The 22,865-nt window shown below is 51.2% G+C and carries 21 protein-coding genes and 1 pseudogene; 12 read left to right on the top strand and 10 right to left on the bottom strand.

Features of this window, described 5'->3' with window-relative positions; all coding sequences use genetic code 11:
• Positions 1-4: 4 nt before the first annotated feature.
• Positions 5-1,330 carry a 30S ribosomal protein S12 methylthiotransferase RimO gene (gene rimO / locus ABWH99_RS09560; protein WP_375586053.1) on the bottom strand — a complete coding sequence of 442 codons (1,326 nt, stop codon included), beginning with the start codon at positions 1,328-1,330 and terminating at the stop codon, positions 5-7.
• A gap of 492 nt (positions 1,331-1,822) precedes the next feature.
• Between rimO and ABWH99_RS09555 the strand changes: the two genes are divergently transcribed.
• Both ABWH99_RS09555 and ABWH99_RS09550 read left to right on the top strand, forming a co-directional pair.
• Positions 1,823-2,455, top strand: a complete 633-nt coding sequence (locus ABWH99_RS09555; RefSeq protein WP_375586052.1) for a hemolysin III family protein — start codon at positions 1,823-1,825, stop codon at positions 2,453-2,455.
• Between the two features lie 115 nt (positions 2,456-2,570).
• The gene (locus ABWH99_RS09550) at positions 2,571-2,963 is read left to right on the top strand and encodes a DUF302 domain-containing protein (RefSeq protein ID WP_375586051.1); all 393 of its coding nucleotides are present in this window, start codon (positions 2,571-2,573) and stop codon (positions 2,961-2,963) included.
• 432 nt (positions 2,964-3,395) lie between these two features.
• Here the strand turns inward: ABWH99_RS09550 and ABWH99_RS09545 are convergent, their stop codons facing one another.
• Positions 3,396-4,067, bottom strand: a complete 672-nt coding sequence (locus tag ABWH99_RS09545; protein ID WP_375586050.1) for an FAD-binding oxidoreductase — start codon at positions 4,065-4,067, stop codon at positions 3,396-3,398.
• A gap of 109 nt (positions 4,068-4,176) precedes the next feature.
• Between ABWH99_RS09545 and ABWH99_RS09540 the strand changes: the two genes are divergently transcribed.
• The 5 genes and pseudogenes from ABWH99_RS09540 to ABWH99_RS09520 all read left to right on the top strand — a co-directional run bounded on the left by ABWH99_RS09540 (position 4,177) and on the right by ABWH99_RS09520 (position 9,104).
• Positions 4,177-5,484: an MFS transporter gene (locus ABWH99_RS09540; RefSeq protein WP_375586049.1), complete on the top strand. Its 1,308-nt coding sequence runs from the start codon at positions 4,177-4,179 to the stop codon at positions 5,482-5,484.
• Between the two features lie 192 nt (positions 5,485-5,676).
• Positions 5,677-6,294: an NAD(P)-binding domain-containing protein gene (locus ABWH99_RS09535; RefSeq protein WP_375586048.1), complete on the top strand. Its 618-nt coding sequence runs from the start codon at positions 5,677-5,679 to the stop codon at positions 6,292-6,294.
• A gap of 257 nt (positions 6,295-6,551) precedes the next feature.
• Positions 6,552-7,475 carry a LysR family transcriptional regulator gene (locus tag ABWH99_RS09530; RefSeq protein WP_375586047.1) on the top strand — a complete coding sequence of 308 codons (924 nt, stop codon included), beginning with the start codon at positions 6,552-6,554 and terminating at the stop codon, positions 7,473-7,475.
• A gap of 200 nt (positions 7,476-7,675) precedes the next feature.
• The gene (locus tag ABWH99_RS09525) at positions 7,676-8,116 is read left to right on the top strand and encodes a hypothetical protein (RefSeq protein ID WP_375586046.1); all 441 of its coding nucleotides are present in this window, start codon (positions 7,676-7,678) and stop codon (positions 8,114-8,116) included.
• 29 nt (positions 8,117-8,145) lie between these two features.
• Positions 8,146-9,104: pseudogene (locus tag ABWH99_RS09520) on the top strand (sodium-dependent bicarbonate transport family permease).
• Here the strand turns inward: ABWH99_RS09520 and ABWH99_RS09515 are convergent.
• Genes ABWH99_RS09515 through ABWH99_RS09505 form a run of 3 tightly spaced genes read right to left on the bottom strand, consistent with a single transcriptional unit; the run spans position 9,101 to position 11,050 of the window.
• Positions 9,101-9,997 (bottom strand): DUF5777 family beta-barrel protein, encoded by an 897-nt coding sequence (locus tag ABWH99_RS09515; RefSeq protein ID WP_375586045.1) that lies wholly within the window; start codon positions 9,995-9,997, stop codon positions 9,101-9,103. The pseudogene ABWH99_RS09520 and the gene ABWH99_RS09515 sit on opposite strands and share 4 nt — an antisense overlap.
• Positions 9,994-10,515: a YceI family protein gene (locus ABWH99_RS09510; RefSeq protein ID WP_375586044.1), complete on the bottom strand. Its 522-nt coding sequence runs from the start codon at positions 10,513-10,515 to the stop codon at positions 9,994-9,996. The genes ABWH99_RS09515 and ABWH99_RS09510 overlap by 4 nt, the downstream gene beginning before the upstream one ends.
• A 34-nt stretch (positions 10,516-10,549) precedes the next feature.
• Complete coding sequence (locus ABWH99_RS09505) at positions 10,550-11,050, bottom strand: ubiquinol-cytochrome c reductase iron-sulfur subunit (protein ID WP_375586043.1); 501 nt, start codon at positions 11,048-11,050, stop codon at positions 10,550-10,552.
• 242 nt (positions 11,051-11,292) lie between these two features.
• On the opposite strand from ABWH99_RS09505, the gene ABWH99_RS09500 reads away from it, so the two are divergent.
• Positions 11,293-12,264 (top strand): hypothetical protein, encoded by a 972-nt coding sequence (locus ABWH99_RS09500; RefSeq protein WP_375586042.1) that lies wholly within the window; start codon positions 11,293-11,295, stop codon positions 12,262-12,264.
• 51 nt (positions 12,265-12,315) lie between these two features.
• Here the strand turns inward: ABWH99_RS09500 and ABWH99_RS09495 are convergent, their stop codons facing one another.
• Together ABWH99_RS09495 and ABWH99_RS09490 are read right to left on the bottom strand one after the other, a co-directional pair.
• Complete coding sequence (locus ABWH99_RS09495) at positions 12,316-12,459, bottom strand: hypothetical protein (RefSeq protein WP_375586041.1); 144 nt, start codon at positions 12,457-12,459, stop codon at positions 12,316-12,318.
• Entirely contained in the window at positions 12,437-13,162 is a 726-nt protein-coding gene (locus ABWH99_RS09490) for an alpha/beta hydrolase (protein ID WP_375586040.1), read from the bottom strand. Before ABWH99_RS09490 ends, ABWH99_RS09495 begins: the two co-directional genes overlap by 23 nt.
• Before the next feature lie 156 nt (positions 13,163-13,318).
• On the opposite strand from ABWH99_RS09490, the gene ABWH99_RS09485 reads away from it, so the two are divergent.
• Positions 13,319-14,437, top strand: coding sequence for a DegT/DnrJ/EryC1/StrS family aminotransferase (locus tag ABWH99_RS09485; RefSeq protein ID WP_375586039.1), 1,119 nt, complete (start codon positions 13,319-13,321; stop codon positions 14,435-14,437).
• 3 nt (positions 14,438-14,440) lie between these two features.
• On the opposite strand, the gene ABWH99_RS09480 is transcribed toward ABWH99_RS09485, so the two are convergent.
• On the bottom strand, positions 14,441-15,904 hold the full coding sequence (locus tag ABWH99_RS09480) for a deoxyribodipyrimidine photo-lyase/cryptochrome family protein (RefSeq protein ID WP_375586038.1): 1,464 nt from the start codon (positions 15,902-15,904) through the stop codon (positions 14,441-14,443).
• Positions 15,905-15,943: 39 nt separating this feature from the next.
• Here ABWH99_RS09480 and ABWH99_RS09475 point away from each other — a divergent pair, with 39 nt between their 5' ends.
• Positions 15,944-16,210: a TIGR03643 family protein gene (locus tag ABWH99_RS09475; RefSeq protein ID WP_375586037.1), complete on the top strand. Its 267-nt coding sequence runs from the start codon at positions 15,944-15,946 to the stop codon at positions 16,208-16,210.
• A gap of 28 nt (positions 16,211-16,238) precedes the next feature.
• On the opposite strand, the gene pgi is transcribed toward ABWH99_RS09475, so the two are convergent.
• Entirely contained in the window at positions 16,239-17,885 is a 1,647-nt protein-coding gene (gene pgi, locus ABWH99_RS09470; protein WP_375586036.1) for a glucose-6-phosphate isomerase, read from the bottom strand.
• Between the two features lie 621 nt (positions 17,886-18,506).
• On the opposite strand from pgi, the gene ABWH99_RS09465 reads away from it, so the two are divergent.
• The gene (locus ABWH99_RS09465; protein WP_375586035.1) at positions 18,507-20,510 is read left to right on the top strand and encodes a tetratricopeptide repeat protein; all 2,004 of its coding nucleotides are present in this window, start codon (positions 18,507-18,509) and stop codon (positions 20,508-20,510) included.
• A 204-nt stretch (positions 20,511-20,714) separates the two neighbouring features.
• A complete protein-coding gene (locus tag ABWH99_RS09460; RefSeq protein WP_375586034.1) occupies positions 20,715-21,374 on the top strand; it encodes an MCP four helix bundle domain-containing protein in 660 nt (219 codons plus the stop codon).
• Here ABWH99_RS09460 and ABWH99_RS09455 read toward each other — a convergent pair.
• On the bottom strand, positions 21,371-22,858 hold the full coding sequence (locus ABWH99_RS09455) for a sodium:solute symporter (protein ID WP_375586033.1): 1,488 nt from the start codon (positions 22,856-22,858) through the stop codon (positions 21,371-21,373). The two genes, ABWH99_RS09460 and ABWH99_RS09455, sit on opposite strands and share 4 nt — an antisense overlap.
• Between the last annotated feature and the right edge of the window lie 7 nt (positions 22,859-22,865).

Genomic DNA, 22,865 nt, shown 5'->3' with positions numbered 1-22,865 from the left:
TCGCTTATTCCGGACGGGCCTGGACTACCTCCCCGTACAGGTCAAATTCGGTGGCCTCCCGAATCCGGACCCGAACAAAGTCACCGATCCGGCAATACTGGCTGCCGGCGTCGATCAATACCTCGTTATCCACCTCCACGGAATCGTAGGCCGTTCGGCCCACAAAATACCCTCCTTCCTTTTTATCGATCAACACCTGAAAGGTTTTTCCGATTTTTTCCTGGTTGAGCTCGAAGGAAATCTGTTCCTGTACTGCCATCAGCCGATTCGCCCGCTCCTGCTTCACCTCGGCCGGCACCTCGTCGGGCAAGCTGTAGGCATGGGTATTTTCCTCGTGGGAATAGGTAAAAACGCCCAGTCGATCGAAACGCATACGCTGCACAAAGTCCATCATTTCCTCAAATTCCCGCTCCCCTTCTCCGGGGTGCCCGGCGATCAGGGTGGTGCGAATGGCAATACCGGGTACGCGCTCGCGGATCTGCCAGATCAGGGCTTCCTGCTTCTCCCGGCTGGTACCCCTTCGCATGGCTTTCAGCACCGCGCTGGATCCGTGTTGCAGGGGAATGTCCAGGTAATTGCAGATATTCTCCCGCTCTGCCATCACGTCAAGCACCTCCAGGGGAAAGCCGGTGGGGTAGGCATAGTGCAGGCGGATCCAATCGATGCCTTCCACATCGGAAAGCGCCCGCAGCAAGTCGGCCAGGCGCCTTTTCTTGTACAGGTCCAGCCCGTAATAGGTAGAGTCCTGGGCGATCAGCAGCAGTTCCCGGGTACCGTTGGCGGCCTTGTGTCGGGCTTCCTGGACCAACTCCTCGATGGGGCGCGACACGTGCCCTCCGCGCATCAAGGGAATGGCGCAGAAGGAGCAGGGACGATCGCAACCCTCCGAAATCTTCATGTAGGCATAGTGGGAAGCATGCGTGAGCAGGCGCTCCCCTACCAGTTCGTGTTTGTAGTCGGCTTTAAACTTCTTCAATAAGGCCGGCAAATCCCTGGTGCCGAAAAAGGCATCCACCTGGGGAATTTCTACCTCCAGCTCGTCCTTGTATCGCTGCGAGAGGCACCCGGTGACGTAGACCTTGTCGACCAATCCCTGCTCCTTGGCCTGCGCATACTCCAGGATGGTATTGATCAATTCCTGCTTGGCATTGTCGATAAAACCGCAGGTATTGATAATGACGATGTTATGGTCCCCGGCATTGGATTCGTGACGGGCGTCAATGCCGTTTCCCCGAAGCTGGCTCAGCAATACTTCGGAATCCACCAGGTTTTTGGAACAGCCCATGGTGACGATATTGACTTTGTCTTTTTTTAAGGTTCTTGCTTTCATAAATTCCTGCAAAAATACAAAAATAAACCGAGATACCGGCTGTATCCGGACCGGGTTGGGAAAGATGTTACTGAAATATTAACCGGCCGATGATTTTATAACGAATCCTTAACCGGCGATCGCCGGCTTTCCGGATCCTTCAACCTACTTTTGGTACAGTAATACAGCGACCATTTTTTTATTACTCCTTGAATCTTTTTTAAAAAAAGGCTCCGGTGCTCGCCGGGGTCTTTTTCTTTCCGCCGGACCGCCGGAGACCGGCAGGTCGGCCGGGGACAGGTGGCTCTCTCTAAAATCAGTAAAAGCAAGCCTGCGCATCCCGGCGGGTCTGCAGCCCTGCAACCTACCCCGGGAAGCCGGACACCCGGTAACCGTTCCAGGCTACCGACAAATCGGGCAAGCAGCCAATAAAAACAAGGGATAAACCGGGGAACTACTGGTTCCCCGTGCTTTTGTACCCGATATTTGCACCGGTACCCACTGTCCTGCCCCATGGAACGAACGCAACGCCTGAACGAAGAGTTTGCCAATAGCATCACCCATCTTTTTGGGATATTGTTTAGCATCGTAGCCATCGCCTTGCTGGTGGTATTTTCGGTACTGAACGGCAGCCCCTTGCACGTGGCAAGTTGCAGCATCTTTGGCGGTACCATCCTGCTGATGTACACCTTCTCCACCCTCTACCATGCCTTTCCTCCCGGCCCGGTCAAATCCCTGTTGCGTACCTTCGACCATATCAGCATCTACCTGCTCATCGCCGGAACGTACACTCCCTTCCTGCTGATCGGACTGGGCGGAACCGCCGGATGGATCTACCTGGCCATCGTATGGGGCCTGACCCTGCTCGGATTGGTGTTTAAACTCTTTTACACCCACCGGTTTCCAAAATTATCGCTGGCCCTGTACCTGAGCATGGGCTGGCTGGCGATTTTCTTTATCCGACCCTTGCTGGCACAGCTGTCTTTGCAGACGATCCTGTGGATGGGAGCAGGAGGTCTGGCCTACACCCTGGGCGTATTTTTCTACACCCGAAAAAAGATGCGGTTTGCCCATGCCGTCTGGCACCTTTTTGTGCTGACCGGTACGGTGTTTCACTTCCTGGCCATTCTTCGAATGATCAGCTAAGGAGCCGCCCCCGGCTTTTCGATTCGGCAATCACGGCCCCTGTGACCGAAGTCACTGGCCCTGGCACGAATTTCGCGTACCTTCCCTTATTCTTTCAACCAAAATAAACGGAACGATGAATTACCACATGGATCAACTAATGGAAGCCGCTTCCATCGACATAGTCAAAGAAAAAGTAACCGCCGCGCTCAAGGAAGAGGGGTTTGGTGTACTGACCGAAATAGATATTCAGGCCACCATGAAAAAGAAACTGGACAAAAACTACCCGCCCATGCTGATACTGGGTGCCTGCAACCCGGTCTTCGCCGACAAGGTGCTGACGATCGATCCCAACATGACCGCCATGCTGCCCTGCAACGTGAGCATCCGTCAATTGCCTGATGGAAAATTTGAAGTATCGGCCATTGACCCGGAAGCCGCGATGGTACCGGTAGGTAAGGAGGAAATCAAACCCCTGGCCCGGGAAGTCAGGGAACGGCTGGCAAAAGTCATCGCCTCCCTTGCCTGATGCGGTACGGGAGCATGGCTGGAAAAAAGCATTCCTTGCGGCCCCAGCAAAGTTGAGCGGACCAAGGCTCCGCCTGATGCCCCCACTGCCAACCATCTAATCGCGAACAATTCCCCCTTGCCAAGAAAGCAGGGGGATTTTTTTTAACACAAACTGCTCCTCCATCAGGCGTTTGGACGCAATTCCTCTCCTACGGTCTTCGCCGGCATCCATCGATGGGTGTGGGCCAAACCTGTCCATTGGTACGGATCGATTTTTTAGGATTGATCGTCGGTTTCCGCCATTGCAACTGCCTTGATCACCCGATCGATCGGCTACCTGGGGTGGACGATTTTGACCTGGTCACCTCCCGCAATAGATGGCTTAATTACCTACGTCGGGGTAAAATCCAACGCTGGGCACCCCTAAATCCATACATGAATTGGTAGCGGATTACTGTTCAAAAACCAGGGAATCGGGTTTCACACCCAGTTCCCCCAGGGCCTGCTCAACCGCCTTCATGAAGCCCTCCGGGCCGCACAGGTAAAAATGCCGGTCCTGAAAATCCGTGATTTTCTTTTCCAAATACGCCTTGTCGATCCTCCCCTGATCGTAGGCCGTGTCCGCCTGCTTCTCGATGATATTGTAAAACTTATGGCCCAAAATCGACTTCAGTTCCTCAAAGAGGATGATATCGTCGTTCGTTTTATTCGCAAATACCAGTTCGTTGGTAGCTAGCGCATTCTTCTGTCGCAAGTCCCGAAAAATGGAAATAAACGGGGTGATCCCTGCTCCGCCGGCGATAAATACACCCGGACCCTTGTAAGCAATTGCCCCCCAGGCATCTCCTATTTCGAACCGATCGCCCACCTCGGCATCCCGGAGCCGTTTGGTGACCCCTTCGTGGTCCGGATAGGTCTTAATGATAAACTCCAGGTAGGCATCCGAAGGAAGACTCGTGAACGTAAAGGGTCGTTTTTCCTCGGCCCAACCTTCTTTCAAAAGGCTTACTTCCGTCGCCTGCCCCGGTTCAAAGGTATACCCCTTGGGCTTTTCTACCTGGAAAGCGTAGGTATCGTGTGTCACTGCTTGCTTATCGAGAATTTTTACTTGAAATGTATCCATGAGTCGTATTTGTGTTAAAATATACCAACTAACCTGCAAACATTGCACCAATTACTGGATAGGACGGGGATAATTTTTACTTTTGAAGGCAACGATTTCCGGCTCCCGCATGAGAAAAAAAGAGGCTTTGACCGAAAAGGTATACGAATGGATCACAGACGAGGGGGAAGTGCGCGCATGTGCCAATATATCCGATTCGGCCTGTCGGGAGGTTCCCAATAATTTCGCAAAAAATGTCGCGAGCGGGGCCTTGTCCAAATTGGCCGAACAACTGGTGCATCCCGGGACCACCCTGCCCTGGATACTGGCAGCCATCGGTGTTCCGGGCGCCTTCTCGGGTGCCCTGGTTCCGATCAAGGACGCGGGATCGCTATTGCCACAGTTGCTGGTTTCAGCGAAGATTCGTTCCTATCCCCGGAGAAAATGGTTCTGGGTCATTCCCGCCTGGGTTCAGGCACTTTCCCTGCTGGCCATGGCCGGGGTGGTGTGGAACGCAGAAGGCGCCTGGGCTGGCTGGATGCTGCTGGCTTGTCTGGTCGTCTTTAGCGGCAGCAGTGGGGTAGCGAGCATTGGCTTTAAAGACGTCACGGCCAAGACCATTCCAAAGGGGAAGCGGGGACAACTGCTGGCCATGCGGGCCTCGGCAGGAGGCATACTCACGCTGGCGGCCGGATCACTGCTGCTGACCGATCTATCCGAAAACAGCGACCGAACGGTCCTCGCCTTGCTGGTGCTGTCCGGAGCGGTATTGTGGGCGGTTTCCGGCCTTATCTTCAGCCGGATCGTGGAGGACAAAGGCGCAACCTCGGGAGGGAGAACTCCCTTACAGGAACTAAAAAAAGCCTGGGGATTTTGGCGAGCTGACCGCAACCTTCGCCTGTTCGTGGTGACACGGGGACTCTTGATGGCCATCCCACTGGCCCAACCCTTTTTTGTCATCCTGGGGCGGCAGCAGCTCGGAGCGGCTTTTGCCAACCTGGGCTTGATGGTACTGGCAGCAGGGATCGCCGGTGTGATCAGCAGTCCCTTCTGGGGGCGATTTGCCGACCGATCCAGCAAAAAACTCATGCTACTCGTGGCTGCACTTGGTGCAAGCAACGTGGCCCTTATGGCCTCCTTTCCCTTGTGGCCGGATGCCCTGCAGCAAAACTACTTCCTGGCCCTGCTATTCCTGATCCAGGTCATGGTGCACGGGGGCGCCCGGTTGAGCCGAAAGACCTATTTGGTGGATTTTGCCCCGGAGGCGGATCGCCCCTCCTACGTCTCCCTGTCCAATACAGCCATCGGGCTCTTCACCCTCATTGGCGCGGCACTGGGTACGCTGGCAGGGGTTTTTGGTGTGCAGGTGCTGCTTCTGGTTTTTTCCGGACTGCTACTCCTGGCCCTGTTGCCGGGTAGCCAATTGAAAGAAGTCTAGGGAATGTCCAAAAAAAACAATAAAGTTTTATGTGACACTATTTGCTTTTTGTCCCACCTTTACTGTTTTTTATTTTATAAATTCGATTTTTTCAGTATAATATTTTACATTTCCGACCTATTTATGTACATTTCCCAAACGAATGCGCAGTATCATTCGATTGGGTAATAATGAAACGAACGGGAAGATAGGATGAACATCGCAATTTTAGGAGACAGCTCACTGGCCAGGAATCTGGGGTACCGGTACATGAACCGGGGAATCAACGTGGTCTTTGGCGTAAAAAGGAATTACACAATCACGGACATCGCCTGGAAGATTTACAACAAAAATTCCGACAAGGTGCTGCCTTATCCCGCTGCCATTGCCGGTGCGGACCTGGTCTTTATCTGCTGCGAAACCCAATGCCTGCCCGGTATCTGCGACAGCCTGCTGCAAGCCAGGGATCCGAAGAAAATCATCGTGGACTGCACCAATGGTACGTATGAGGAGGAAAACGGCGGAGATGCTTTCCCACTCATGGAAAAGCTAGGTACCAAGAATCTCTACAAAGCCTTCAATAATCTGGGACTGGACTACCCCTTATCCGATCCCCTGGGCATCATTCAGGAAACGTACTTTTGCGGAGAAAACAACGAAAACAAGACCAAACTAAAAAAATGGATAGAGCTGGCCGGTTTCAAGGCAATCGACGCCGGGGAATACGACAGCGCCCGCCTACTGGAGGCATTCTACCAGCTTAAACTGAAAATTGCCAGGCAGCAACAACAACAAAACAAGCTGTGTCATTTTAAGCTGATTTCCCATTAGCTATTTCTTTCTCCATACACCTTCCGGGGCAAGCCCCCAGGGGTTGCAAGGGGCAAGCCAAAAGCGATCCCCCTGCATGCGTTGTGCATCCCCGGTTTCCCCTCCCTGCCAAAAAGACCTTCCCCGCTGGGAAACAGTCGATCCCTCGTGGGAAAGAGCGCGTCGTACCGGTCAGGAGGCGGGTACAAAAGATTTCCCTGGTGAAAATTTAGTAAAAAATAAATAAATAAATATATTTGATGTATAATACATAAGCGATGCATTATACATTAAACCAGCTGCAGGTCTTCCTGACAGTGGCCCAAACGCAAAGCGTGACGAAAGCAGCGGAGCAACTTCACCTGACCCAACCGGCAGTTTCCATACAATTAAAAAATTTTCAAGCGCAATTTGACATCCCGCTGACGGAGGTCGTGGGCAGAAAAATCTACATTACCGAGTTTGGAAAAGAAATTGCGGAAGCCGCCTCCGAAATCATCAATCAGGTAAACGGCATCAACCAAAAAACCCTGCAATACAAGGGGCAGCTGGCAGGGCGACTGAAAATCTCCATCGTCTCTACGGCAAAATACGTGATGCCTTACTTTCTTTCGGAGTTTTTGCGAAAGCATCCGGGCGTGGAATTACTAATGGACGTAACGAACAAACAGCAGGTCATCGAAAGCCTGGAGGATAACGCGGTGGATTTTTCCATGGTATCCATTTTGCCCCAAAAACTCAATCTGGAGCACATTGACCTGCTTCCAAACAAGTTGTACCTGGTAGGGAATTCCAAAGCTACTATAAACGATAGCCTGACGGTCAACGAACAGTTTAACGCCCTGAACTGGATTTACCGGGAAAAAGGGTCCGGAACCCGGCAAATGATGGAGGTCTTTGCGGAACAAAGCCACTGGTCCATTTCCAAAAAAATCGAATTAACTTCCAATGAAGCCGTCAAACAAGCGGTCATCGCCGGACTGGGATTTTCCATCATGCCGCTCATTGGATTGAAAAACGAGCTGAATAACGACGATATTAAAATTTTCCCCTTGGAAGGACTGCCCATGGCCACCATGTGGCAATTGGTATGGGTGAAAGGAAAAAACCACAGCCCCGTCGCCCAGGCCTTTATCGCTTATATCAAAGAAGAAGCCCCCGCCATTATCCAGAAGAATTTTGAATGGTATCTCAAATACTAGACAAAAACAGGCAACTCATCGAGTTTAGCAAGGTATTAGTATAAATTTTTGTTATGCATTTTATAATAATTATAAATTTTCATTAATAAGATATCCTACTTAAGTTTGCAAGGACAACGAAATGCTGTACCATGCAACGAAATCTGTACTTAGTTTGCCCGATTGGTTTTTCGGAAAGCTACATCCAAAGAAAATTCGGAATGCACCATTATTTCCTAACCGCACTGGGTTCGGTATTTCAATTTCAGGAAGTCCGCTTTATCGAAGCGGTCGTCGATTTTTTAAGAAAGGGGCAAGTGGAGGAAATCAACCTGGTCCACAACCTGGACTGTCCGTTAAAGAAAAAAATCATCGGCCATTCACAGGAACTGGATTCCCGTGCAGAGAAACAGCTATTTGACCTATACATCGACCATTACGACCGGATTAACCGCTGCGAATCGGAACGGGAAAAAGTGCGCGAACTGGCGCTACTGCACATGGAGCGTTTCATCCCGACCCTGGCCGGACATCCGTTGTTAGCCAGAGTCATCGCTGAGGAAGGAATCCGAATGAACGGCATGCTGATCGATACCCAAAGCCAAAAAATAGAATGCCTGCCCGCAAAAACTTGGACGAGATCGGTTTATTCTGTTAATTAAGGCTGCGAATCGTCCCTTAATCCCTTCTCATGAACCTACAATTACTTTTGGAGAGCCTGACCAATCCGGCCCTCCTGTTTTTTTTCTGGGAATACTTGCGGTAAAACTGAAAAGTGACCTGAAGATCCCGGAAAATTCCTCCAAATTTATCTCCCTGTACTTGTTGTTTGCGATTGGCTTTAAAGGCGGGCAGGAACTGGCCCACAGTCCTTTTGGCATGGAAATCGTATGGTCCATCCTTTTCGGCATGGTCACGGCTTGCCTGATTCCCTTGTACACGTTTTTTATCTTGAAAAAACGCATGGGAATCGAAAATTCCGGGGCAATCGCTGCTGCCTACGGATCGGTGAGCGCGGTCACGTTCGTGACGGCGGCCAGTTTTCTGGAGATACAAAACTACACGTTTAGCGGCCATATGGTTGCCATAATGGCGTTGATGGAAGCCCCGGCGATCATACTCGGGGTATTGTTGATTCGCTGGTTTGGCGGTGGTGAGGGCAAGCAGACCAGCCTGGGCGGCCTGTTGAAACATTCCATGACCAATGGAAGCGTATTCCTCATCCTGGGTAGCCTGGTCATCGGTTTTCTTGCAAACGAACAGGAAGCAGAGGGAATCAAACCGTTTACTACCGATATTTTCAAGGGCTTCCTGGCGATCTTTTTACTGGACATGGGAATCACCAGCGGAAAGAAATTATCCGACTTCTTACGGTCCGGCTGGTTTACCAGTTTGTTTGCCGTGGTCATTCCACTTATCAACGGCTCCTTGGTCGCCTTGCTTAGCGCTTGGGTCAGTCCGGAGCCGGGAGACCGTTTCATGCTTGCCATACTGGCCGCTTCAGCCTCCTATATCGCTGTTCCCGCAGCAATGAAGATGGCTGTTCCCAAAGCGAATCCGGGCATCTTCTTACCCATGGCATTGGCAGTAACCTTCCCCATCAACATTACCATCGGCTTCCCCATTTACTTCATGCTTATCCTTCTCTAGCGGACCTGCGCCCCCATCTGCAACGGGCCCCTAGTTACCGCCGGTAGCAAAGATGCGGTTGACGTTGAATCCGAGGCGAAACGCTTCCCGGGAGCTCCGTTGCCTCCCGCCAGGAGGTACTGTTCGTTTAAGTTCTGGGACGTGACGAAATAGAGTTGAAACACGTGCCCTCCTGCTTCCAGGTCGATGCCCAGTCCCAGGTTGTTCTGCAGATCGCTGTTCAAATTCGGAATCCATTGCACCGTCAGCGAAGACTTTCCGGTAATCTTGTATTTTCCGGAGAAACCCAGTGCCAGATACAGTTGCTGCTCTCCTTCGATGAGGAAAGCGGGCAAGGTTTCGGTGAAATAGGCTGCCATGGGGCTGACTTGCAGGCTGAGTTTTTCCGAAAACTTTCTCGCCAGCATCAGTTGCCCGGCAAAACTGCTCCGCTCCGCAAAGTCTGGTGCTGCTTCCTGTAAAAAAGCATAATCTGACGTGTTGACGCCTGCCGCGCCCATTAGCGAAACAGAAAGCGGCACGCTGCCACTCTCGGTTTGCTTCAGCAGGTGGTACCTCCCAAACAAGTTGTAGAATTTATCCCGTCCGGAGCGGGAAGCACCCAGGGAAAACCGTTCGTCGAATGCGTATTCAAAGCTAAATTGGATATTGGCCCCATTATCCAGGCCGTACAGATTCCGCAGCCCTCCGGACACCGGACCGAAGGTATGCATGATCGCAAAATGCAATACCTTTTTGTCCAGCGGCTCCACCGTCAGCAGGTTGATGTGCCGGGGTGCATGGAAGGTCAGCTCGGTAGGACGATCGGCATCGGCCAGTTTTCGTTCGAGCTGGGCCTGGGATACTCCCTGAACCGCCAGTAACGCCAGGGTGAAAAGAAATAAACGGATCATAAGTCAACTTTTTGTAAACGTGCCTGAATGGTGACCGTTTGCGTTTCGGATAATTCGTAAAACATCAGTTTTGGAATTTCAATGTCAAAATCTCCTAACGTCACTTGAAAACCCGTTTCCAACAGGATTTCCGAGGGAGAAAGCCGGGTGAGGGTCCCGGTGATGTTTAGGGATTTCTCCTTTCCATGGAGTGTAAAGGTTCCCCGGGCCTGCACCTCCGTGGGCTTGTTTACTTCCAGCGGGCCGGATTTTTCCAGCTTTCCGGTGAATTCTGCAAAGGGATACTTTTTTGTCTCCAGGTAATTGTCGCGCATGTGTCGATCGCGCAGACCGATGCCCGTATCCAGGGTATTCAGGTCAATGTAAAAATCAACCAGTCCGCTGTCCATGTCGAGCAGCCCGTTTAATTGGCCGGACTCTCCCGTAAATTCGTTCAAGGCGGCCGTTGACAAAAACTCAACCGCTCCGGACTCGGTCCGGTACTGCTGGGCACCCGCATGCAGGCACAGCAGCAGCAAGCAGCCCCCCAGAGCGAACCAACTACACCTGCCCTCATGACAAGCTAATGGTCAGATTCTCCCCGTCCCGGCTGACCGGATAGGATCGCAGCGGGCTGGCAGCCGGCCCGTTGACTACCTGCCCGTTGGTATCAAAGCGGGAACCGTGGCAGGAACAGGTAAATACCTCGTTGCCATAGGACCAGTTTCGGTCACATTGGGAGTGGGTACAAACGGAGGTGAGCGCATTGAACTGCCCATTGACGTTGACCACCAGTACCCGGGCCTGCGTGATCAGCAACCAACCCCCCGAACTGGCCAGGGCCTCGTTTCGATCCAGATCGATCTGAACCGCCTGCTGTGTCACCTGAATGCCATTGCCGGCCCCACCAGCGTTGCCGGCATCGGGATCGGCCATGGGTTCGTCGGCATCCGTACAACTGGTAAAAAAACCCAGGCCAAAAAGGGCCATACAGGACACCATTCCCGACTTTTCCAGGAACAGTCTCCGATCGATTGCTAATTTTCCTTGCTTACATGCGGCTGTCTTTCTCATTGTTGTTGATTTAGTTAGTGGGTACTGATTACCCGGTTAAACGTCGTGTTTTCTAAGCTACGCAGTAGGTCGTGGATTTGGATCGATTTCACGGGTCGATTCGCAGCAAACCTTTGCCGCCGAACGCTCCCGATGCACCACCTGATCCCGGTAGGCCACCTGTCCGCCGATCAAAACCGAAACAAACACTTGTCAATTATCCCGTATCCGCTACCTTTACAGCGATCAATAAACCGGAGGAAATGAAATTTGTTTTTGCAGCTTTAGTTCCCATCGCCTTCCTGCTCTCGTCTACAAGTAGGGCTCAATCCACAGACCTACACCTTGTACCTAGTTTCGAGCAGGTCTTTCACGATTTGCCTACCGAACCTACGCAAACAATTTTTCTCGAATATCACCGGACATTTGACCCAAGCGGTGGACACCTGCAGGGAATTCAGCGCTGGGGAGATTCACTTCTGTACCTGAGCGGCAGTACGGAAACACACAGCTACATGGCCCTGGGAAACACACAAAGCAATCGGATCCTGGGGGTGGATCGCCTGATGCCTGCCCCCTTTCGCCACGCAGGGGGCTTTCAGATTTACGGCAGGTACCTGGCGGTAGGAATTGAGGACAACCAAAAACGAACGATTTCGCGTGTACAGATCTACGACCTGCAGGCCGCTAATCCCTGGGCCCTACCGCGCTACACCCTCCCCCGGGAGGGAGCCTACGAACGGGTCACGGCCGGGGCCGTTGGACTTACCGCCTACCGGAAAAAATTATGGCTACTGGTAGCAAACTGGGACAGTAGAAACCTGGATATCTACAGCTGCCCCAAAGCCGCGTTTGAGAAGGGGAGCGGCTCTTTTGTGCTGGAATTCAGCCTGGACATGAAGGCCCATTCCCGCTCCTCCTGGTCGGACCCGGTTTGGAATTCCTACCAAAACATCAACTTGTTTACCGATCAGCAGGAGCGCCTGTACCTGGTCGGTACAGGCAGAGACGAGCAGGGAAATCACTATGCGGACTTGTTTGAGCTCCTGCTGCATACACCCGGGGCTACCATCCAAAAATTAGCGGGAAAGGTCTTTTACCCCGGACAGCCGGTGGATTTCAAAGCAGCTGCCGGGTTGGTCATGGGCACAGACGGCAGCCTGGAGTTGGTAGGTGCACCCTACCAGCTGGAAGACCGTACCCGCATTGACGTGTTCGCCTCTCAACCAAGGTAAGCCTTTCCTATCCGGTAAAGGAACGAAAGACCCCGGATCAACCCCCGAGGATCAGTCGATTTCCTGTACAAAATCCCGCACCCAGCGAAATGCCCTTCCGGGCGTGTACAGAAACTGCGCCATCATGGCTACGTGCCGTTTATTTTTTTGGTAGTTGAAATTCGGATCGTCCTCAAATTCCCGGTAGGCATCCATAAAACGCCTGGTTCCTTCCAGAATGCTTTCGTAGGTTTTTCCACCCATCAGGATGAGCAAGGGGGGGCATGTCCTCGTGTAGGAAGTAGATCGGCGATGCCGCTTTCCATACCTCGGGATCATCCGTAAACGTCTTGAGATGCGACGTCCCTGGCGCATAGGCCTGTTCCCTGAGGTAATGGTACATGTCCAAGCCGGCCGCGTCGATCAGTGCGGCGCCAGCTACCGGATTATCCACCCCCAGTCGCTCAAAATACCGATTGTTGAGCGTCACCAGTGCAGCAAGGTGCCCGCCCGCCGAGTGGCCCGACACCACGATCCGACCGGGGTCGCCTCCATAATCCCCGATGTGGGTGGCGACCCAATCCAGGGCTTTGGCCGTGGCCAGGCCCATGGCATGCACCTGATAGGCAGGACTCAGCGGGTAATCGATGATGACGGTCAAAATCCCCCGACGGGCCATCCGTCTGCCGAAAAAACCGTACCGCTCCTTATTTCCCGATCGCCAACTTCCCCCCTGAACAAAGACCAGCACCGGCAGGGGTGCCGCTGCTTTTTTGGGAATGAATAACGAAAGGTGCTTTTCCGGCAATTCCCCAAGGAAGCCTTCCTCCATGTAGCGAATGTTTTCGCTCACGGTAATCCCCCGAAACGAGCAGGAGGCCAACACCGCAAAAAGCAGCAGGTAAAGATAGTGTATCATGAATTCGTTTTAATACCTACCTTTGGTAGGTGAAAAGAGACCAATTTTCCGGCAATAAATGAAATATCCCAACATAAAGGAAATGAACGGGGAAATAGTGTGTTTCCCGATTTGGATTCGCTCGTTTTCCCGCATTCAACAGGAATCTTGTTTTCCATGAAATCCAGCACCTACATCCCCTTTCTCGACCTGAAGGCCATCAATCAGCGCTACGAGCCGCAGCTGAGCCGGTCTGCCCTGGAAGTAGTGCAGGAAGGGCAGTATTTGGAGGGAGCACAGACCCGGCAATTTGAGCAGGAATTCGGAGCCTTTGTCGGTACCCAGCATGTCCTGGCGGTGAGCAACGGCACCAATGCCCTGGAGCTCATTCTGCGAGGTTATCGGGAACTGGGTCTGCTGCAGCCAACCGACGAAATACTGGTTCCAGCCAACACCTTTATTGCCACCTTGCTAGCGATCGTCAATCAGGGCATGGTGCCGGTGCCGGTGGACGCCGAACTACCGACGTTCCTACCGGACCTACGGAGCCTGCAACGTTCGGTGGGTGGGAAGACCAAAGCATTGGTGCTCGTCCACCTTTACGGGAGAACTGCCTACTCGGAAGCAATTGCCGATTGGGCAAAATCCCGGGGCCTGCTGCTGATCGAAGACAATGCGCAGGCTGCGGGAAGCCGATGGGGCAACAAAAAAACGGGCAACCTGGGGCATGCCGCGGCCCATAGCTTTTACCCCACCAAAAACCTGGGCGCGCTGGGGGATGCCGGCGCCGTGACTACAAACGATCCGGAATTGGCCGGTTGCGTACGGGCCCTGGCGCATTACGGTAGTACCGAAAAACACCGGTATGCCTATACCGGATTCAATTTTAGGATGGACGAGATTCAGGCCGCTGCTTTACGGGTGAAGTTGCCCCATTTGGATAGGGACAACCAAAACCGGGCGGTGCTCGCTGCCCGCTACCTGGAGCAGATCAGGCATCCCGATTTGCTTCTCCCGGGACCAGAATACCGGCCTTTTCACCATACCTGGCACCTGTTTACCGTTTTGACCAAAAAAAGGGACTCCCTGCGCGCTTTTTTGGCGGAACAGGGCATCGAAACGGCCTTGCATTATCCGAGGCCCCCGCATCGGCAGCCGGCTTTCGCCTCGCTGCTACAGGGATACCGCTTGCCGGTAACCGAGAAAATTCATCAGCAAACCCTCAGTCTGCCCCTTCATCCGGCGCTGAGCGCGGAGCAGCAGGAATACATCATCGACCGAATCAACCGCTGGTAACCCTTACCGCCAGCGTTTTGCCAGGGTATGCTTGGCAAGGATTCGTTTCGCATCGGCCTTTACTTGGGGCAGGGATTGCGCTTTCCAGATGGTTTCGCGCGCTTTTTTTGAAGCCCGCTCCAGATCCACTACCGGTAAAGGGTAGGTTTCGCCCAGCCTGAACCGGTAAAATTGTTGCTCAATGGGCGGTATTTTCCAGGGTTCGTGGATATACGGAATGGGAATGTCCGCCAACTCCGGCACCCATTTTTTGATAAAGAGACCCTCCGGATCCTGCTCCCTGGACTGTTTGATGGGGTTGTAAATCCGCACCTGATTGATGCCGGTGACACCCGCCTGCATCTGCAACTGCGGATAGTGGATGCCGGGTTCGAAATCCAAAAACAGCCGGGCCAAATGGGCCGCTCCCTCCCGCCAGTCCAGGTGCAGCTGATGGCTGAGGAAGGAGACCAGCATGGCCCGCATGCGGAAATTCAGGTAACCCGTCTCGGTCAGGCAGCGCATGCAGGCATCCACCAACGGAAAGCCGGTAGTCCCCTGCTTCCAGGCGTCCAGCAGAGCGGGATTTTTATCGTACCCGTAGTCGCTAAAGCCAGCATTGATGGGGACCGACTCCATCCCAGGCTCCATTTCAAACTTTTGGATGAAATGGCAATGCCAGCGGAGTCGGGATTGAAAATTCCTGAGCTGGCCGGCATACCGACCGCTTTTGCGCAAGGCCTCCGCCGCCTGAAACACCTGCCGCATCGAGAGGTTGCCCCAGGCAAGGTAGGGAGAAAGCCGGGAACAACTCCTGCGACTTGCCTCCGGTTTGCTGATGTGCCGACTGTACCCCACGACCCGTTCTTCCAGAAAGCCACGAAGGTATCGAATGGCTTTGTTTTCGCCCCCCTGCTGCATACCCGGGGGATTGGGAGCCGGGGGCTGCTTCCAAAAGGCCTCCCTCAGAAAGTCCAGTCGCTCGGGGTTCAGAAAACTACCGCAGCCCCAATCCGGATTTTCCAGGGGCCGGTTCATAAATGCTTCCCATTGCTCGGTCCAGCCGTCACGGTTTTTCCTCCCCCGCTCTACACCCTGCTGCCGGAATTCATGCCAGGCAATTCCCTCGGAACGACAAAACTTTTTCACCGCTTTGTCCCGCTCGTAGGTAAGGCGGATACCGGTCTCTTGGTGAGAATACAAGTGGCGGATGGAAAAATGTTGCCGAATGAGCGACAAGGCCGGAAGGACCTCCGAATGCATGCTCAGAATCTTTGTTCCCAATGGCTTCAGGGCTTCGTTCATCTCGCACAAACCCTCCCATACAAAGCGCCAATGCCGGGGATCGCTTTGAGCGGCACGCAGCAAGGAGGGTTCTGCGAAGAAAACCAGCAAAATCGGGAGCCCCCGTTCTATGGCCCGTTTCAGCGGAGCATGGTCCCGCATCCTCAGGTCTCTTTTCAGCCAAACCAGGGTAATTTCTTCCATACCCGGAAAACCATTGGCGCAAATAAAAGTTTACCAGACATGGAACGACCGACCGAAGAACTGGACCGCATCGTGGAAATGGCCTGGGAAGATCGAACCCCCTTCGAGGCCATCTTCCGCCAATTTGAGCTCACCGAAAAGGAGGTCATCCGCCTGATGCGTCGCGAACTAAAACCGGGAGCCTTTCGCCGTTGGAGAAAACGGGTACAAAACCGGCCTACCAAACACGAAAAGTTGCTCCCCAAAAAGGAGCCCCGGTTTAAATCCACCCGACAAAAGTCCATCAGCCACAACCAAATAACCTGATTCAGCGGAGGAGAACGGCTGGAACGTATTACTCCTGTCGGAATTTTTTGAACGCGTTGATCAGTCCATTGGTAGATGCATCGTGCCCGGTGACTTCATCCGGCGAAACCAAATCGGACAAAACGGATTTGGCGAGCACTTTCCCCAATTCCACGCCCCACTGATCAAAGCTGTAAATATTCCATATCACTCCCTGAACAAAAATCTTGTGCTCGTAGAGAGCGATCAAGGCGCCCAAGGTTGAGGGATTGATCTTCTTCACCAAAATCGAGTTGGTGGGTCGGTTGCCTTCAAACACCCGGTGAGGAGCAATTTTGTCGATGATCTCGGGAGCTTTCCCTTCCTTTTCCATCTCCTCCCTCACTTCTTTCAGCGATTTTCCATTCATCAGGGCTTCTGTCTGTGCAAAAAAATTGGACATCAATTTGAGGTGGTGATCGCCGATGGGATTGTGGGTGTGTGCAGGGGCAATAAAGTCGCAAGGCACCAACTGGGTTCCCTGATGGATCAATTGGTAAAAGGCATGTTGGCCGTTGGTACCCGGCTCGCCCCAGATGATCGGGCCGGTGGTATAGCTGACCTGCCGACCTTCCCGGTCAATGTATTTGCCGTTGCTTTCCATATTTCCCTGCTGAAAATAAGCAGGAAACCGGTGCATGTACTGATCGTACGGAAGAATCGCTTCGGAGGCAGCTCCCAGAAAATTGGTATTCCAGATTCCAATCAGGGCCAGTAACACCGGCATGTTCCGTTCAAAGGGTTCAGTTCTAAAATGGGTATCCATGGCATGCGCACCTTCCAGCAGTTTTCGGAAGTTGTCAAACCCGATCGAGCAGGCGATCGTAAGGCCGATTGCCGACCAGAGCGAGTACCTTCCTCCCACCCAATCCCAAAATTCAAACATGTTGTTGAGATCAATGCCGAATTCGCGTACGGCATTGCCATTGGTCGAAAGGGCCACAAAATGCTTGGCTACCTCTTCCTTATCCCGGGCATTTTCCAAAAACCAATCGCGAGCCGTATGGGCGTTGGTCATCGTTTCCTGCGTGGTGAAGGTCTTCGAGGCGATAAAAAACAGGGTGGTTTCCGGATTTACCTGTTTCAGCACCTCGGTGATATGGGAGCCATCTACGTTGGATACAAAGTATGTCTTCAGGTGGGGAAACTGGAAGGGCTTAAGCGCCTCCGTTACCATGACGGGTCCCAGGTCACTTCCTCCGATGCCAATATTCACCAGCGCAGTGATGGGTTTTCCCGTATATCCTTTCCACACCCCCTTGGAAACCTTTTCCGAAAAAATTCGCATTTTTTCCAGAACCTTGTTTACTTCCGGCATTACGTTTTTCCCGTCCACGTAAACAGGGGTATTCGATCGGTTTCTCAATGCGGTGTGCAGTACTGCCCGGTTTTCGGTACCATTGATCAGTTTGCCCTCAAACATGGCTTCGATGGCCGCTTTTACCTGGGTCTGTTCGGCCAAATCCAGCAATTTTTGTCGGATATCGTCCGTAATCCGATTTTTGGAATAATCCAATAGGATTTCCTTGAATCGTACCTGGTAAGTATCGAACCTTGCTGAATCCGTTTGGAACAGCTCTTTGATGACAATGGGCTCCTTGGCCGCCTCGGAAAGGGATTTCCAGGCCTTTGTGGTGGTGGGATCTATGTTTTTCATGGATGGGTATGTTCGCATTTCGTCGGTAAAACTAAAAATAAAACGGTAGCTTGTGAAATTCAGGGCTCAAATTGCTGCGTTTGCCCCTGCCGGTAACCGGCCGATCCGGGGCCTTTTGGATAGAACCGGAAGGCATCGGAGGTAAAAAACAGAAAATCAGTATTTTGCAGGGGAATGCAGGCCTCAAAATAGTGCCATGCCCCGGTAAATTATCAGGCAGGCATAAAAAATTGCCGATTTTATCTGCTTAATTATTTAAATTAAAACAAAAATTAAATGAAAATGAATAAATTAGGGCCGTATTCAGATCCAGCCCTACAGTTATTTGGTTTATTTTTTAGATTAAAGATTTCTGAACATTTCTGAACCGAAGTTAATTTTGATAGGATATAAATAGGTAAATTCTCTGTGTTCAAACCTGTATGAAAGAAACCGGCTCTAATGCGTACATAATCCCAAAATTGCACCATTTTTGCAACTAAATTTGCTAGTGGTATCAAAAATCAATTACACGGAATCTTGAAAGTGATCTTGAATTCGAAAATTCTTTTTCTCTCAGTAACCTTTGTTGCAGTTACCTGGTCGTCCTACTCTTTTGGCCAGAGAGAAACGATTGATTCCATGAAATGGCAATTGCAGGACATCGAACGCCGGGAAAATTTTTCTCCGAACAAATCGTATATCGACTTGATCAATCGATTGGGAGAACTGTACTACAACGTGGATCCCGACAGTACCTTTCTTTTGGGAATGAAAAGCCTGAACGCCAGCGAAAAGATAGGCTACCTTGAAGGCATGGTCGATGCCTATCGAAACATCGGAGCGTCCCACAACGTGCGAGGCGACTACGAGCAAGCCATGGGCTTTTTTGAGGAGGCGCTGGGCATGGCCAAAAAAAACCAATACTGGAAGGGGCTGGCCAATACCTACAATAGCATGGGCCTTAGCTATCACGACCGGGGGATTTTGGATAAATCGGTGGACACCTACTATCAGGCCCTGGAAATAAAAGAACGGCACCTATCGAAAATCGAGCAAAGCAGCACCCTGAGTAATCTGGGCCTGGTGTTTCTGGATTTGGGAGATACCGACAAAGCCCTCGATTACCACCAACGAGCGCTGGAGATACGCAGAGAAGCAAACAACCCGCTGGGTATCGCTTCTTCCATGCTAAACCTGGGAGATGTATACATGCACACCGGTGCCTACGAACGTGCCCTGGAAAACTTTCAGTCTACACTGGCCATCGGGAAAAAGATGGACAACAAACAACTGGTATCCGTAAGTCATTTCAATATGGGTGAAATCGCCCTGATACAGAAAAACTATCCGGAGGCATTGTTCCATTTTGAATCGAGTCTGAGCCTGGACCAGGAGCGAAACGACAAGGCAGGTACAGCCGAAGATTACCTGGGCATCGGCGAAGCGCAGATGAATTTGGGGAAACTGTATGCCGCCAGAGATGCTTTTCAGAAAAGCTTGGAAATGGCGATGGAAAGCAATCTCAAATCCGTGCTACAGCAGGCTCATTTGTTGCTAAGCGAACTGAACGAGCTGCAAAAAAAACCCACCGAAGCCCTGTACCATTTCAAGCTACACAAAGCCTACCAGGACAGTATATTGAATCAGGAGACCGATAAGAAGATTCAGAAACTGGCCGCAGAGTATGACTTCGAAAAAAAGCAGGCCGAACTCGTCCGGCAACAACGGGAAAACGAGCTTCTGAATGAGGCCCGGATGGAACAACGGCTGCGGATCGGCACTACCATTATCCTGGTGATCTTGTTGATTGCCTTTTTCGTGGCGCTTCGATCCATCCGCTATCAGGTAAAAGCGAGAGGCGTCGTGACGCGGCAAAAAAACGAGTTGGAGAAGCTCAATAAAAAAATCCTGCAGCAGAAAAATGAAATTGAGAAAGTGGCCAATCAGCTATTCGAGGTAAATCAAACCAAGGACAAGCTTTTCAGCATCGTCGGCCACGACCTCAAAAGCCCGATCAATAGCCTAAAAGGCCTGATGCAATACGTGGTCGATGAAAAGTTGAGCCAGGAGGAATTTCTGTTGGTATCGGCACAGCTAAGAGACGAGGTCGAGCAGGTACATTTCACCTTGATCAACCTGTTACATTGGGCAAAAAGCCAAATGAAAGGAATTGTAACGGACACGGAGAAAGTATCTCTCAATAAAGTTGTCAAAGAAAATATCGGCCTTTACAAACCGGTGTCGGAAGCGAAGGACATTACCATTCTCGACCAGCTTTCTCCGCGAACCAATTGCCTGGCAGACCGGGAACAATGCAATCTAATCGTCAGAAACCTGCTGAACAATGCCTTGAAATTTACCAACCGAGGCGGTCAGGTCTCTATTTCTAGCAACAAAATCAACGATTCCTTCTGGGAAATCTCTATTCAGGATGACGGCATCGGCATGGACAACACCACCCTGTCCCGATTGTTTACACCCGTCCTGAAGGAAAAACACCGCTATGGTACCGCCGGGGAAAAAGGGACGGGTCTGGGGCTCCAACTCACCAAGGATTTCATTCACAAAAACGGAGGAGAAATCCACGTCGAAAGCGAACCCGGTAAGGGAAGTAAATTTACGTTTACCTTACCCATCGCCTGAATATTTTCCCTCTGTAAGCGGTTATTGTGCGGGGTAAATTGCTAATTCGGTTTATTTTTTCTTTATTGAAAACGATAGAAAAATAAAAAATCTGGAAATAAAATGATTGTTTTTTGCAAGTATGTTGCTTTTCGCAGGTATATTTAAGCAGGCGTTTCTCAGGAAGCCGGAAGCAACTAATTCACGCACCAAATAGTAATAACAATGACTGACCGTTCTTCTAAAGCATTTAAAATCAAGATAGCCATTGCGCTGTCCCTGGTACTGTTTCTGATTTTTGCAAAAAGTCTTGTGGACAAAAGCAACGTGGATGAATTGGAAGCCTCCTTCGTCACCGTATACGAAGACCGGCTGGTGGTACAGGACTACATTTTCAATATAACCGAGCTCCTTTTTCGCATGCGTTTGCTGGTAGCGGATACCGAATCGCTGGAACAATACCTTTCGGTGAAGAAACAAGTGATGGATTACCACGATCAAATACTCAACATCATTTCTTCGTTTGAGGAAACACACCTCACGCCCAAAGAGTCTGAATACTTAAAGGAATTCAAATCCCTGATTACGGAAAAACTGGAGATTGAAAGTTATTTTACCGATCTGGAAGAATCGGAACAAAACTACCAAACGACGGTGGAAAAGTTCAATACGGACTTCGAACGGGTTTTTTACGATTTGAGAGAGCTTTCGAAAATCCAGCTCAGAGAAGGTGAAAAACTCACCAACCTGAGTTACCGCATCAAAGCCCGGTCCGATATCTGGATGCAGTTTGAATACGCGGTGCTATTCGTGCTGCTCATCATCATCAGCATGCTGATCTATTCCTCCAGAGGAATTCCAAAGAAAGAGGAAACAGCGTCCTAAGCTGCCTTTTTTCGATTGGCGACTGCGGACAATAGAAATCCAACCAAAAAGATGACCAGGGTGCCGAAGACAATGGTTAGATTGGCATGAAACGGGCTTCTGAAAGCCATTCCCTCATCCAGGATTACCGGCGATAGACTCATCCACCCGATGAGCAACACGCCAAGTATTACGCCAATGGCGGCGTATTTTTGCCGAATATTCCTGCCGATAAACCCTAATAAAAACAAGCCCAAAATACCTCCGCTAAAAATGGCAGAAAGTGCCCACCAGGCATCCAGCGCACTCGTCACCCCATTAAAGGCGATGGCGATCACGATGCTGAGACAACCCATTACCAGGGAAGCGATGACCAATACCTTCATTTCTGCTTTTTCCGGTAGGTCCGGCAAAAGGTACTTTTTGAAATGATCGGTCAGAATGATCGTCGCCGAACTGTTGATGCTGGTAGAGATGGTACTCATCCCTGCTGCAAAGATAGAAGCGATCAACAGACCGGTCATCCCCACCGGCAAGCCATTGACAATAAAATAGGGAAATACCTTATCGGCCTGTTCGCTACCCCTAAATTCTGCCGGCAACAAATCCGGCGATGCCTGGTAGTATGCAAACAGGGCGGTTCCGATAAAGAAAAACAACAACGATACCGGCACATAAAGCAAACTGCCCAATAAGGTAGATTTTACAGCCTCTTTGTCGGTCTTGGCGCTCAGGTACCGTTGTACATAGTTTTGATCCACGCCGAAATTTTGCAAATTGATGAAGAGTCCATAAATTAGGATGACCCAAAAGGTAGCCTCCGAAAAACTAAATCCGAAGCTACCGAGGCTGAATTTTTGGTGCTCCGAAGCGATGGCAAACACCTGACCGGGCCCCTCGGGCATGGAAAAAAAGATGATACCCAAACAGGCCACTGCACCGCTGATCAAAATGATGCCCTGAATGGCATCCGTCCAGATCACCGCTTCAAAACCTCCCATGATCGCGTAAATGAGTACGCTGATTCCGGTGATGACAATAATTACCGGTACGCTCCAACCGAACAAGACGTTCATGGGCAGCGCCAGCAGGTACATGATTGCCCCCATGCGTGCCAATTGCGTCAGCAGGTAACAAACCGAGGCATAGGTCCTTGCCCAGGCGCCAAACCTTGTCTCCAGGTAATAATAGGCCGAAGGACTTTTGATACCCCGGTAAAGTGGAACAAAGAACTTCACCGCCAGTACGGCGGCAATGGGAATGGAAAGACTAAAGACAAAACCGTTCCAATTGGAAAGGTAGGCGTTTCCTGGCAACGCCAAAAAGCTAATGCTGCTGACAAAGGTGGCAAAGATAGACATGCCAATCGCCCAGGAAGGGAGTTTGCCCCCTCCCGTGATGAAATCTTCAGAGGAACGCTTCTTAAAATAAAAGGAGGCACCAAACAGAACAATCGCCAACATATAGGCCAAAAATACAACTAAATCAATAATGGGTAGACTCATCGGTTAC

This window comes from Cyclobacterium xiamenense, from assembly GCF_042140265.1.
Taxonomy (GTDB): domain Bacteria; phylum Bacteroidota; class Bacteroidia; order Cytophagales; family Cyclobacteriaceae; genus Cyclobacterium; species Cyclobacterium xiamenense_A.
The sequence above is the reverse complement of the archived record's forward strand: the minus strand, read 5'-3'. Positions and strand labels throughout refer to the sequence as shown.